The organism is Candidatus Polarisedimenticolaceae bacterium (genome assembly GCA_036376135.1).
GTDB lineage: Bacteria > Acidobacteriota > Polarisedimenticolia > Polarisedimenticolales > DASRJG01 > DASVAW01.
Map to the genome: position 1 here is coordinate 16,480 of DASVAW010000077.1, position 11,908 is coordinate 28,387.

Annotated in this window: 14 protein-coding genes; 7 read left to right on the top strand and 7 right to left on the bottom strand. The window is 71.6% G+C overall.

Going from position 1 to position 11,908, the window contains the following annotated elements; genetic code table 11:
* Positions 1–64 precede the first annotated feature (64 nt).
* Positions 65–367, top strand: coding sequence for a hypothetical protein (locus tag VF139_07235; protein HEX6851187.1), 303 nt, complete (start codon positions 65–67; stop codon positions 365–367).
* Positions 367–603: a DUF6116 family protein gene (locus VF139_07240; GenBank protein HEX6851188.1), complete on the top strand. Its 237-nt coding sequence runs from the start codon at positions 367–369 to the stop codon at positions 601–603. The genes VF139_07235 and VF139_07240 overlap by 1 nt, the downstream gene beginning before the upstream one ends.
* On the opposite strand, the gene VF139_07245 is transcribed toward VF139_07240, so the two are convergent.
* On the bottom strand, positions 572–1,144 hold the full coding sequence (locus VF139_07245) for a hypothetical protein (protein HEX6851189.1): 573 nt from the start codon (positions 1,142–1,144) through the stop codon (positions 572–574). The two genes, VF139_07240 and VF139_07245, sit on opposite strands and share 32 nt — an antisense overlap.
* An 86-nt stretch (positions 1,145–1,230) precedes the next feature.
* Between VF139_07245 and VF139_07250 the strand changes: the two genes are divergently transcribed.
* Positions 1,231–1,995 carry a sigma-70 family RNA polymerase sigma factor gene (locus tag VF139_07250; GenBank protein HEX6851190.1) on the top strand — a complete coding sequence of 255 codons (765 nt, stop codon included), beginning with the start codon at positions 1,231–1,233 and terminating at the stop codon, positions 1,993–1,995.
* Here VF139_07250 and VF139_07255 read toward each other — a convergent pair.
* Entirely contained in the window at positions 1,935–3,407 is a 1,473-nt protein-coding gene (locus tag VF139_07255) for a serine/threonine-protein kinase (GenBank protein HEX6851191.1), read from the bottom strand. The genes VF139_07250 and VF139_07255 overlap by 61 nt on opposite strands.
* A 116-nt stretch (positions 3,408–3,523) precedes the next feature.
* Between VF139_07255 and VF139_07260 the strand changes: the two genes are divergently transcribed.
* On the top strand, positions 3,524–4,537 hold the full coding sequence (locus VF139_07260; protein ID HEX6851192.1) for a hypothetical protein: 1,014 nt from the start codon (positions 3,524–3,526) through the stop codon (positions 4,535–4,537).
* Between the two features lie 6 nt (positions 4,538–4,543).
* On the opposite strand, the gene VF139_07265 is transcribed toward VF139_07260, so the two are convergent.
* Entirely contained in the window at positions 4,544–6,553 is a 2,010-nt protein-coding gene (locus VF139_07265) for an oligopeptide transporter, OPT family (protein ID HEX6851193.1), read from the bottom strand.
* A gap of 132 nt (positions 6,554–6,685) precedes the next feature.
* On the opposite strand from VF139_07265, the gene VF139_07270 reads away from it, so the two are divergent.
* The 3 genes from VF139_07270 (at position 6,686) to VF139_07280 (ending at position 8,564) form a co-directional block, all read left to right on the top strand.
* Entirely contained in the window at positions 6,686–7,210 is a 525-nt protein-coding gene (locus tag VF139_07270; protein HEX6851194.1) for a fasciclin domain-containing protein, read from the top strand.
* Positions 7,211–7,278: 68 nt separating this feature from the next.
* A complete protein-coding gene (locus VF139_07275; protein HEX6851195.1) occupies positions 7,279–7,824 on the top strand; it encodes a sigma-70 family RNA polymerase sigma factor in 546 nt (181 codons plus the stop codon).
* Positions 7,821–8,564 carry an anti-sigma factor gene (locus tag VF139_07280; protein HEX6851196.1) on the top strand — a complete coding sequence of 248 codons (744 nt, stop codon included), beginning with the start codon at positions 7,821–7,823 and terminating at the stop codon, positions 8,562–8,564. The genes VF139_07275 and VF139_07280 overlap by 4 nt, the downstream gene beginning before the upstream one ends.
* Before the next feature lie 27 nt (positions 8,565–8,591).
* On the opposite strand, the gene VF139_07285 is transcribed toward VF139_07280, so the two are convergent.
* The 4 genes from VF139_07285 to xseA form a co-directional block, all read right to left on the bottom strand.
* Positions 8,592–9,338: a hypothetical protein gene (locus VF139_07285; protein HEX6851197.1), complete on the bottom strand. Its 747-nt coding sequence runs from the start codon at positions 9,336–9,338 to the stop codon at positions 8,592–8,594.
* A 61-nt stretch (positions 9,339–9,399) separates the two neighbouring features.
* Entirely contained in the window at positions 9,400–10,476 is a 1,077-nt protein-coding gene (locus VF139_07290; GenBank protein HEX6851198.1) for a tRNA-dihydrouridine synthase family protein, read from the bottom strand.
* Positions 10,473–10,742, bottom strand: coding sequence for an exodeoxyribonuclease VII small subunit (gene xseB / locus VF139_07295; protein HEX6851199.1), 270 nt, complete (start codon positions 10,740–10,742; stop codon positions 10,473–10,475). The genes VF139_07290 and xseB overlap by 4 nt, the downstream gene beginning before the upstream one ends.
* Positions 10,739–11,908 (bottom strand): exodeoxyribonuclease VII large subunit (gene xseA / locus VF139_07300; GenBank protein ID HEX6851200.1); only part of this gene is annotated, 1,170 nt, incomplete at its 5' end. The genes xseB and xseA, both read right to left, overlap by 4 nt.

Genomic DNA, 11,908 nt, shown 5'->3' on the forward strand with positions numbered 1-11,908 from the left:
CCCCCGTTCTCTTTTAGTGCGCAGTGTTAGCATGGACTCCGCCCCAACAAAGAGGAGCCGTGATATGTCCGCATCCCGTTCGGCGACGTCGTCCCTCCGTGCGATCCGTCGCTCCGTGGCTCAGATCGAGCGTTCGCTCTCCGTTCTCGCGAAAGCGCTCAAGTCGACGAGCGCGGCGCCCGCGGTGAGTCGCAAGGGACGCAAGCTCAAGCTTTCGCCGGCGAGGAAGGCCGCGCTCGCGATCCAGGGCGAGTACATCGGCCACATGCGCCACCTCGGCGCGCGCGACAAGGCGAAGGTCAAGGCGCTCAAGGCCGCGAAGGGGATGAAGGCGGCCGTCGCCCTCGCGAAGAAGCTCAAGGGTTGATGGGCGGCGTCGTCGGCCCCGCGGTTCGCGCGGGTCTCTTCCGGAGATTCCTCGGCCGGCTGCGCTTCCCCCAGCTGTTCGTCGCCTTCCTCATCCTGCTCGGGGTCGACCTCGTCGTTCCCGATCTCGTCCCCTTCGCCGACGAGCTCGGCCTCGCGCTCATCACGATGCTGCTGGGGGCGTGGAAGCGGCGGAAGGAGCCCGTCAACGGTCCTTCGGCGCCCCCGTCGTCGTGACGATCCCCTTCCCCTCGACGATCGAGAAGTCGAATCGGATGTCGTAGTAGACGGTGACCGGGTCCCACGCGGTCTGCACGCGATAGTCGGGCTTGCCGTCTCCGTCCACGTCGGTCCCGTCCACGGATCTCGTGATGGCGCCGGGACGAAAGCGCCAGGAGCGCGCCGTACGATCGACCGCGCCTCGGAACGAGGCGGCGAACGGTCCGGCCGACGACGCGAGAAGGGGGCTGTCCTCCACCCGGACGACGGTTCCGTCGGGCCCGATGAAGATCCGCACCGCAACCACGGCGGCGCCGGCCTTCGCGGCCAGGGCGTCGGCGGGGTACTCCGGCAGCGCGAGCCGCGCCGCGGGTAGCGGGCGCTCGAACGCCTCGCCCTCCTCCAGGTCGGGCTTCGCGGCGTCGGGGTCGGCGAGCACGCGCCAGCTCGAGGACCCGACGGCCGGATTCGACGCGGGGGTCGTCGACGGCGCCGGCTTCGGAGCGCAGGAGGCGGCGAGCAGCACGACTCCGCCCAGGAGTGCGGCAAGCGAGCGCATCGGCGAATCGTAACCCGGCCTCCGTTTCACGATCCCGCCACCCGCGTGTTACGCGGAGTCCACGCCGCGTCCCTACCTTCCCGGGCATGAACACCACGGACCGCACCGTCGCCGCCTACCTTCGGAACGTCCGCAGGCAGCGCCGCATCACGCGCGAGGAGGAGGTCGAGCTCGGGGGCCGATCCCGCTCGGGATGCGAGGGGGCGCGCGAGCGGCTCGTGACCTCGAACCTCGGATTCGTGGTGAGCATCGCGAAGGAGTACCGCAACCGGGGGGTCGCCTTCGAGGATCTCCTCAACGAGGGGAACGTCGGGCTCGTCGAGGCCGCGCGCCGCTTCGACCCGGCCCACGGCACGAAGTTCATCACCTACGCCTCGTGGTGGGTCCGCAAGACGATCCTGCAGGCCCTCGCGGAGCAGCCGCGCCTCGTGCGCGTGTCGGGCTACCGGCTCAAGCGCAATCGCGACTCGACCGACCCCGTGCGCACGACGACCGTGAGCCTCGACCAGCCCTTCGATCACGACGGCCGCCCCCTCGCCGAGCGGCTCGTCACCGACGATCCCACGGCGGAGGACCTCGTCCTCCGCGAGGAGTCGGTCGCGCAAGTCCGTGCCGCCCTCGAGCAGCTCTCCTCGCAGGAGCGGCTGGTGGTGTCCCTCCGCTTCGGGCTCGACGGCTCGCCGCGCCTCTCGCTGCAGGAAGCCGGGTCGCGGCTCGCGCTCAGCCGCGAGCGGATCCGCCAGGTCGAATGCCGCGCGCTCGAGCGACTCGGCCGCGCCGTGAGGAACCGTCAGCAGGCGAGAACGACGCACCGGTTCCGCGTCGGGGTCCGCGAGCGAACGGTGGCCTGAACGGGCGCGGGGCCGCGCAGGATCAGCAGGCCCGGGCCAGGGGACCCCGGCGCGCGCTCCGGTGCCGCCCGCGCCAACGCGTCCAGGACCGCACGGCAGGTCGGATCCGCGAGGCCTCGCCCCGCCGCGACGACGAGCGCGGGCGGCTCCCCCGCCGATCCGCCGAGGAACGCCGCGACGCCGCGGCCGACCGCCGCGAGGTCGACGTCGCGAAGGGGTCCCGCGCTCGCGCGAAGGCGGTCCCACACGGGGAAGCCGCCGAAGAACTCGAGCGGGAAACCCCGGAGGACCTCTTCGCGGAGCGGCGCCCCCTGCGCCCGCCCGCCGCGGGCGAGCAGCCGCGCGACGAGGAAGGTCGCGAGCGCCCCGCGCGCGGGCCGGCCGCCGTCGTCGTCGAGCCGCAGGACGTCGAGGCCGTGCAGCTGCGCCAGCACGAGCGCCTCCTCGGCCAGTCCTGCCGCGTGGGCGCGCTCCCTCGGGAGCGCGAGGACGCGCCAGGCGCCCATGCGGACCGCGTCCATCGCCAGGCGCAGCGTCGCCAGCGCGGCCCGGGGGAGCGCCTCGGGGCCGCGCGGGCGCGGGGCCCGCGAGCCCAGCAGCTCGAGCGCCGCCGACGCGCCGTCGGGGCGGCGCAGCGGGTCGCGCTCGGTCAGTCGCGCGACGAACCGCGCGAGGCGGTCGGGCACGGAGGGGTTCACCCGGCGCGGATCGGCCGGCGCGCCGCACAGATGCCAGCGGACGATCGAGCGCGGCTCGCGCGACTCGAACGGCAGCCGTCCGGTGGCGAGGTAGTGCATCAGCACGCCCAGCGCGTAGAGATCGGCGCGCCCGTCCACCTCGCCTCCGAGGATCGACTCCGGGGCGACGTAAGGGAGCGAGCCGCTGATGCGCCCCGGCTCCCCGGCGCGCCCCGCGCGCGCGGCGAGGCCGAAGTCGGTCAGCTTCACGCGATCGGGACGGGACGGACCGACGAGCACGTTTCCGGGCTTGAGGTCGCGGTGCACGAGCCCGCGCGCGTGGACGTGCTCGAGCGCGTCGAGGACACCGCGGGCGAGCGCCTCGAGCCCTTCGGCGCGGATGCGTCCGGGAACGAGGGCGCGGTGGGCGGGGAAGGCGTCCACGTGCTCCAGGACCAGGTACGGCACTCCGGGCGCGAGCGGGCCGGAGGCGGCGCGACGGAGCTCGAAGGCCCGCACGATGCGCCGGTGCCGCAGGCGCGCCCACGCGGCGAACTCCTCCGCGAGCGGGTGGCCCGGTCCCGGGGCCGCGTTCTCGTCGTGGAGGATCTTCAGCGCCACGACGCGCTCGCGCTCGCGATCGAACGCGCGGAAGACGCGCCCCTGGCCCCCGCGTCCGATGGCGTCGAGGACGAGGAATCGGTGGTCGAGCATCGGGGTCGTCGAGGCGTTCATGGCGGCGCCGAATGTCGCCCGCTTCGACGAGCCGATCAATCGCCGGCGCGCAGTTGGGTTGCGGCATGCGCGGTCGCGGGGTTGCGGTTTCGCACCGACGGGCGCAGATTGCGGGCATGAGAGCCCGACCGTTCGCCGCCGTTTCGTGTTTCCTCGCCGCAACCGCGTTTGCGAAGACGCCGGCGCCGGCGCCGCCGCCGCCCGAGAGACTCCCCGAGCTCGCCGCGGCGCTCGCCGCGCACCTCGCCGGGGTCGAGGTGGCCCTTCCCGACGGCGGGCGCGCGGGGGCGATCGAGGCGCTCGACGCGAAACGCGCGGAGCAGGCGCTCAAGACGATGGGGGACGCGCAGGCCTGGCCCGCGGCGTGGCTCGTCGTGCAGGATCTCGGCAAACCGTGGGACCTCGTCCTTCGCATCGAGCTCGGCGCGGACGGCACGCTCCTCAGGCCGGCGACCGTCTTCGCCGCGGCGCGCCGCGAATGGGACGACGCCGCCTTCGACGCCGCCTACCAGGCCGCGGTCGGGGCGAAACCCCCGCGCGACCGCAACCGCAACCTCGTCGTGCAGGGCTTCGCCCGGCGTACCGAAACCGTCTTCGTCTACGACCTGCCCGCCACGGGGGCGGGGGCGAAGGGGCTGATGGCCCTCCTTCCCGAAGGCTCGCTGCTTCGCGAGTCGAAGGCGGTGCGCTGGACCGACGGGCGGCTGTTCACGGTCGCGATCGTTCTCGTGCGCCCGAAGTTCGTCCCCTCGGCGTGCGGCAAGGACGACCTGCGCGATCACGCCGACTCGGGTGGGGTGATGCTCTACCTCGCGGGCGAGAAATCGATCGAAGGGTCGCTCGACCTGACGGAGAGCTTCCGCGAGGAGCCGTCGGGGCAGCCGATGGTCCCGCACTGGGCGTGCGCGCCGGGCGACGGCGACCCCGCGTTGAAGGACCGCGACCCCGTCACCCGCTTCGGCGCGCGCCCGCAGGTCCGGCTGATCGCGACGTTCCGCCCCGAGGACGGCGACGAGGCGATCGGCGTGCGGATCGTCGGCGTGGACCGCGGACGCGGCCGCCGCGAGCGCGCGCTCGTGCGGATCGCGGCCTCCGACGACGGGAAGGGTCTGAAGCTCGTCGCGGAGTGATCCGTCCTACGCGTCCTTCTCCGACGCCCGGTTCGACTGGAACCACAGGTACAGGCAGATCGCGGTGAACAACGCGATCGCGATCCCCTGCGAGATCCAGTCGGTGTCGTAGAAGCCCAGCTTCGTGTGTTCTTCGTCGAATCCCGGCCAGAAGATCTTGACCGCCGCACCGAAGACCCCGCCGAGCGCGCCGCCGGCCATCAGACCGGACGCGATCACGACCCCGCGCTCGCGCATCGACCGCCCGCGCTCGCCGCCGAGCTTTGCGGCCTTTCCGGTCACGAGGTGGTGCAGGAATCCGCCGACGAGGGCAGGGGAGTTGAGGTCGAGGGGGAGGTACATGCCCAGCGCGAAGGTCAGCGCGGGGGCGCCGAGCATCTCCAGAACGACCGCGATCGCGGCCCCGGATCCGAAGAGGATGTAGGCGATCGGCTGCTGGTTCATGAACCCTTCGACGAGGGCCTTCATGATCGAAGCCTGCGGTGCTGCGAGGACCTCGCGCGTGTCTCCCGGCATCGCTTCGCCGAACTGGTACCCCTTCGCGAGGATCGCGATCGTCACGGCCGCCGCGATCGAGGCCGCGATCACGCCGTAGAACTTCACCTTCTCCTGGACCGCGGGGGTCGAGCCGAGCCAGTACCCGGTCTTGAGGTCGGTGATGACCTGCCCCGAGACCGACAACGCCGTGCAGACCATCCCCGCCATCGCCATCACGAAGAACATCCCGGTCGTCCCGGACAAGCCGAACTTCAAGAGCACGACGCACGAGATGATGATCGTCAGCATGGTCATCCCGGAGACCGGGTTGCGCGCGGTCGTGGCGATCGCGTTCGCGGCGACCGACGTGAAGAAGAACGAGAAGAGCAGCGTGAGGCCGACGCCGATCAGCAGGACGACCGGCGTCGAGCCGAGCGTGCCGAAGAAGACCCCCGTCGCGAGCGTGCCGGCGAGGATGCCGAGGAGGATCGTCATGATCGAGACGTCCTTGTCGGTGCGCTCGACGCCGGCGGCGGCGTCCCCCTGCTTGAACGCCTTGGCGGCGATCGCGAACGACCCCGCCACGATGCGCAGGGACTTGATGATGCCGAAGATCCCGGCGGTCGCGATCGCGCCGACGCCGATGAAGCGCACGTACCCGCGGAAGATCTCGTTCGCGGACATCTGTGCGATCGGCTTCAGGGCCGGGTAGACGGCGACGTCCGGGAACTCCCGACCGAAGTACCAGATCAGCGGCACGAGCACGAAGTTCGACAACGCGCCGCCGGCGCAGAGGATCATCGACGAGCGCAGCCCCATGACGTAGCCGAGGCCGAGGATGAACGACTCCGCGCTGAAGCCGAACGCGAATCGGGCCTTGTCGGAAGCGGCCTGCATGAAGGGCAGGAACTTGAGGTCGACCGCTTCCTTCCAGAACTGGAAGGTCGTCGTCAGGAAGTCGTAGACGCCCGCGACGCCGGTGGCCTGGAGGAGCAGCTTCGCCTGCGAGCCCCCCTTCTCCCCGGTGACGAGGACCTCGGTGATCGCCGTCGCCTCGGGGTAGGGGAACTGCCCGTGCATCTCGCGCACGAAGTAGCGGCGCAGCGGGATCAGGAACAACACCCCGAGGCATCCCCCCGCGAGGCAGATGAACGTCGTCTGGAGCGGGTGCGGGTGCAGGTTGAGCGCGTACAGCGCCGGGAGGGTGAAGATCGCGCCGGCGACGACGGAACCCGACACCCCGCCGACGCCGGTGATGATCACGTTCTCGAGGATCGTGGATTGTCGGGAGTAGACCCGTGCGAGCCCGATCGCCAGGATCGAGATCGGGATCGCCGCTTCCATGACCTGGCCGACCTTCAGCCCCGAGTAGGCCGACGCGACCGTGAAGATCACGCAGAGGAAGATCCCCCACGCCACCGACCGGAAGGTCGCCTCGGGCAGGATCACCTTCGCCGGGACGACCGGCTTGTACGTCTCCCCGGGGGCGAGCGGCTCGTAGGCGTTCTCGGGAAGGGACTTGGTGTCGGGCGCTTCCATGAATCCCCCTGCACGTGAGCGGCGGATCGTAGCCCGAAATCGAATTTCCTGAATCCGTCCGGGCCAAACCAGCGAAAGAACAGGTGTAGTCCAGGACATAAGTTGAACAACAGAAAAAAGAGGAGCAGAGCAATGAATCGCCTCCCCAAGATCCTGATCGCCGCCACCCTCGTGGCCGTCGCGTCCCCCGCCGTCCTCGCCGGCTCGAATCCCAAGGGCGCCAAGGACATCGTCGACACGGCCGTCTCGGCCGGTTCCTTCAACACCCTCGTCGCCGCCGTGAAGGCCGCCGGTCTCGTGGACGCCCTCAAGGCACCGGGCCCTCTGACCGTCTTCGCTCCCACCGACGCCGCGTTCGCGAAGCTGCCGAAGGGAACCGTCGAGAACCTGCTCAAGCCGGAGAACAAGGCCCAACTCACCGCGATCCTCACCTATCACGTCGTCGCCGGACGCGTCGCCGGCGCCGATGCCGCCAAGGGAGCGACGGTGAAGACCCTCCAGGGGGCGTCGCTCACCTCCTCGAGCAAGGGCGGCACCGTGATGATCAACGGCGCCACCGTCGCCAAGGCCGACGTCGAGGCTTCCAACGGCGTCATCCACGTGATCGACACCGTGCTCATGCCGCCGGCCGACAACGCGGCGATGCAGCGCAACTGAACTCGCCCGAGTTGACGTATCGTTCGGAAGGGGCCCCGGCGCATGCCGGGGCCCCGGAGCGTTTCGTCTTGACGTTCACGCTGCTTCAGAGGATCGCGCGGGGGGAGCGGGACGCGGTGGAGGCGTGCCTCGACCGATACGCGCCCCTCGTGTGGTCGATCGCCCGCCGGTTCTTCCGCGACCGCACCGAGGCGGAGGACGCGGTTCAGGACGTCTTCATCGACCTCTGGTCCAAGGCGTCCCGCTACGATCCTTCCGTCGCCGAGGAACCCGTCTTCGTCGCGATGATCGCCCGACGCCGCCTGATCGACCGGCTGCGGCGCAAACGTCGCGAGCCCGCGGCGGAAAGCCTCGAAGCCGCCGTCGAGGTCGCCGACACGCAGGCGTCCGCCGAGACGGGAGGGGACGCGGCCCGCGCGGCGAAGCTCCTCGACACCCTGCGCCCCGAGCAGCGCGAGGTGCTCGAGCTGTCGATCTACCAGGGGCTTTCCCACAGCGAGGTCGCGGGGCGGCTCGGCATTCCGCTCGGGACCGTCAAGACGCACGTCCGCCGTGGGCTGATGGCGCTGCGCGAGAGGTTGGCGCCTCCCTCGCGGCATCTGGGGACCGCATGACGACGCCCGACCCCGGACGCGACGATCGTCTGCTCGACCTCCTCGCCGCGAGGGCGACGGAGGGGGTCTCTCCGCGCGAGGCCGAGGAGCTCGCGTTCCTCTTGAAGGGGCGCCCGGACGTCGATCCCGACGCCTTCGACCTCGCCGCGGCCGCCGCGGACCTCGAGCTCGCGCGCGAGCACGGCGACGACCTCGACGCGCCCCTGCCGCCCGCGCTGCGCGCGAAGCTCCTCGCGCAGGCCCCCGCGGCCCCCATCGCCCCCGCGCGGGGCCTTCCCTGGGGCTGGATCGCCGCCGCGGCGGTCCTCGTCGCCGCGGTCGGGATCTCGGTGCTTCGCGAGAGCCCCGCGCCGCCGAGCCTCGACCGGCTCGTGCGCGAGGCCTCCGACGTGACGACGGTTGCGTGGGCGCGCTCGGAGCAGCCGGGATTCGAAGGGGTGACGGGCGAGGTCGTCTGGTCGACGGCGCGTCAGGAGGGATACCTCCGGCTGCGCGGCATCCCGGTCAACGACCCGGCGGAGAAGCAGTACCAGCTGTGGATCGTCGACCCCGCCCGCGACAAGGAACCGATCGACGGCGGCGTCTTCGACGTGCCGAGCTCCGCGGGCGAAGTGGTGGTCCCGATCCGCGCCAAGCTCCCGGTCGTCGATCCGAAGGCGTTCGCCCTCACGCTCGAGCAGCCGGGAGGGGTCGTGGTCTCGGAGGGACCGCTCCTGCTCGTCGCCCCGCTGAAAGGGTGACGAGCAGGAACGGAAGATCGGGCGGGATCAGGCTCCGCGCTTGAGGGACTTGAGCATCCCCTCGAAAGCCGCGCGGTTGGCTTCGACGGTCTTCTCGGGGCCGGTGAACTTGAAGAACCAGTTCGCATCGGCGCCCTCCGCGACCGCGCCGAGGAGCTTGTAGCCGGGCTTCGGCTCCGACGGCGCCATCCCCATCGAAGAACCGGCGCTGTAGGTGCCGGCGACCTCGACCGTGAGGACCTCGACGTCGCCGACCTTCATCGAGCCGGTCTTCATCCCCGACGTGCCGGGCTGGCCGTCGGCGAGGGTGAACTGGCTCGCCCAACGCTCGGCGTTCGCCTGCGGAGCACCCCCCTGTCCGGGGCCGAAGTAGAAGACGACGCATTCCCCGTCGCCGCCGGGGCCGGGGACCTTGTACTGGGCCTTGCGCATCGCGTTGGCGGGCGGTTCCTCGGTCCAGCCCTTCGGCAGAGTCCACGCGAGGCCGGTCGCCCCTTCGCCGCTTCCGGCGGGAGGCGGCGTGATCTCGGGCGGTGCACCCATGCCTTCGACGGGGGGATGTCCCGAAGGGAGCTGGGCGTCGGCGCCCGGCATCGGCGGGTGCCCGGGAGGAAGCTGCGCCTCGCCCTCGCGGCTCGACACGGGCGGCGGAATCGCCGCGGTGTCGGTCGAGCCGGCGGGAGCCGGAGTTTCTTCCTTTTTCCCGCAGCCCGTCACCGTGAGGGCGAGCGCCGGCACGGCGATCAGAGTCAGGAGGATCGTGTTCTTGCTCACTTCTTTCTCCGTAAGAGACTCCGGGCGTGGGCCGCGCGGAGGAGCCTCAAGATACCCGATGTCAGCCGAGGATCGCGACGCGGGCGGCGCGAGGTGCGTCAAGCGGCGCATCAGGCGGCGGTTCAGGTTTCTCCCCGTCCACGAGCCAGCGGCACAACGCCTGCGCCGCCGCGACGTCCCCCCTGCACAACCACGATTCGAGCTCCCCCTCGGGATCGGCGCCCCACTCCCTCGGGTCCTCGGCGTTGACCGCCTCGAGCCCGGCGCCGCGGCGATAGCGACGGAAGAAGTCCTGGTGGAAAACGAGGAATCGCTTCGTGCGGGTGCGCCCCTTCTCGTCGTCGCCGAAGTGCTCGCGGCACAACTCGACGTACCGGCGCAGGACCGACAGGCGCGCCTCGGCGTCGAGGGTCTCGTCCCGCTCCTGCGCGTATTCGCGGAAGATCCAGGGCTTGGCGAGGGCCCAGCGGCCGACCATCACCGCCGCGCACCCCGTCTCGGCGAGACGCCGGGTCGCGTCGCGCCAGGTCAGGACGTCGCCGTTTCCGATCACGGGGACGGGGACGGCGTCCACCAGGTCGCGGACGCGATCCCAGTCGGCGGCCCGGCGATAACGCTGGGCGCGCGACCTCGCGTGCAGGGTGATCGCGTCGGCTCCGGCCTCGACCGCGGATGCGGCGACCTTGAGGTAGGTCGGCTTGTCGTCGTCCCAACCGAGGCGCAGCTTCACGGTGACCGGGATCTTCACCGCCCCCTTCATCGCCGCGACGACGGCGCCGACCTTGGAGGCGCGCTGAAGCAGCGAGGCGCCGAAGCCGCGGCGGGTCACCTCGTCGATCGGGCAACCGCAGTTGACGTCCACGAAGTCGGCGCCCGCGTCCTCCGCGACGCGCGCGGCCTCGGCCATCACCTCCGGGACCTTCCCCGCCAGTTGGACGCCGAAGAACTTCTCCGACGGGTGGCGGCGCAGCAGGGGACGATCGCCGCGCTCCTTGCCGATCACCTTGTGGGCGTAGGCCATCTCCCCGAGGCAGACCTCCGCGCCGAGCTCTCCCGCGAGCCTGCGGAAGGGGAGGTCGGTCCCCCGCGTCATCGGCGCCATGATCAGGCGCCCCTCGAAGATCTCGCGCGCGGTCAATAGCGGATGCTCTCGTCGGTGTCGCCGCCCTCGCGCGGGGCCGCCGCGCTTTCCCGCTCGAGCTGCTCGGTGATCTGGGTCACCTGCATCTCCGCGGCCTGGATCTTCTTCCGGCAAAGGGTGACGAGCTCGGCCGCCTCGCGGACGAGGCCGGAGAGCTCGTCGATGTCGACCTCGCCCTCCTCGATCTTGCGCAGGATCTCCTCGAGCCGCTTCGCGGCGTCGCCGTAGCTGGGCTCGGGGGCAGGTTTGGGGTTCTTGGTCATGCGTCGCTCCCGGATTCGGAACCTTCGGAGAGGAGTCGCAGGACTCCCTGTCGCAGTTCGGCGGTCAATACGGATCCCTTCGGCGCCGCGGCGGCGTCGGTGACGACGCCGCCCCCGGCCCGTCGCAGCACGGCGTAGCCGCGCTCGACCACGCGACGGGGGTCCACGAGGTGCAGCCGCCTGGCGCGCGCCTCGAGGCGCTCTCCCGCGAGCGCCGTCGCCCGCGCGGCGCGCGGGACGATCGAGCCCGCGCGCTCGTCGATCCGCCGCCGCGCGGTCGCGAGATCGCGGCGCGTTCCCTGGACGAGCTGGCGCACCCCCTGCTCGAGCGCCGCGGCGGCGCGGTCGAGCAGGCGTGCGGCGCCGCGGGGGACGTCGCGGGAGGCCCGGTCGAGGGCGGCGTGTTCCCGGTCGAGGAGGTGCCGCGCGGCGCGGGCGAGACGCAGCCCCCGCTCCGAGGCGGCGCGTTTCTCGACGGCGATCGCGTCGGCGGCGAGGTCCGTGATCGTCGCGACCGCGTCGTTCACGCGGTCGAGGGCTTCCTGCACGCGGGCGACCACCATCTGCGCCGCGGCGGTCGGGGTCTTCGCGCGACGCGCGACGAAGTCGAGGACCGAGTGGTCCTGCTCGTGCCCGATCCCGACGATCACGGGGAGCGGGAACGTCGCGACGGCGCGGCCGAGGGGCTCGGAGTCGAACCAGGCGAGGTCGGTGCGCGACCCCCCGCCGCGGCAGATCAACACGACGTCGAAGGCGTCGCGCCGCTCGCGGAAGAAGTCGAGGGCGTTGAGGACCGACGGCTCGGTCGCGCGCCCCTGGACGCGCGCCCCGTGGACGGTCACCTCGAAGGCGAACCCCGACTCGCGCAGCGTCTTGAGGACGTCGTTGTAGGCGTCCGAGCCCAGGCTCGTGATCACCCCGACGCGAAGCGGGAGCTCCGGCATCGGGAGGGACGGGTTCAACCCCGCGAGTCCCTCTTCGGTGAGCTTGCGGACGATCTCCTCGCGGCGTCGTGCCGCCTCGCCGAGGGTGTAGGCGACGTCGAGGTCTTCGATCTCGACGCGGTACTGCCCCCAGGCCTCGTAGAGCCCGACGCGGCAGCGGACCCGCACCTGGACCTCGTCCTCGAGGCGGAACGGATTCCCCGCGGCCACGAGCTTCGCCTC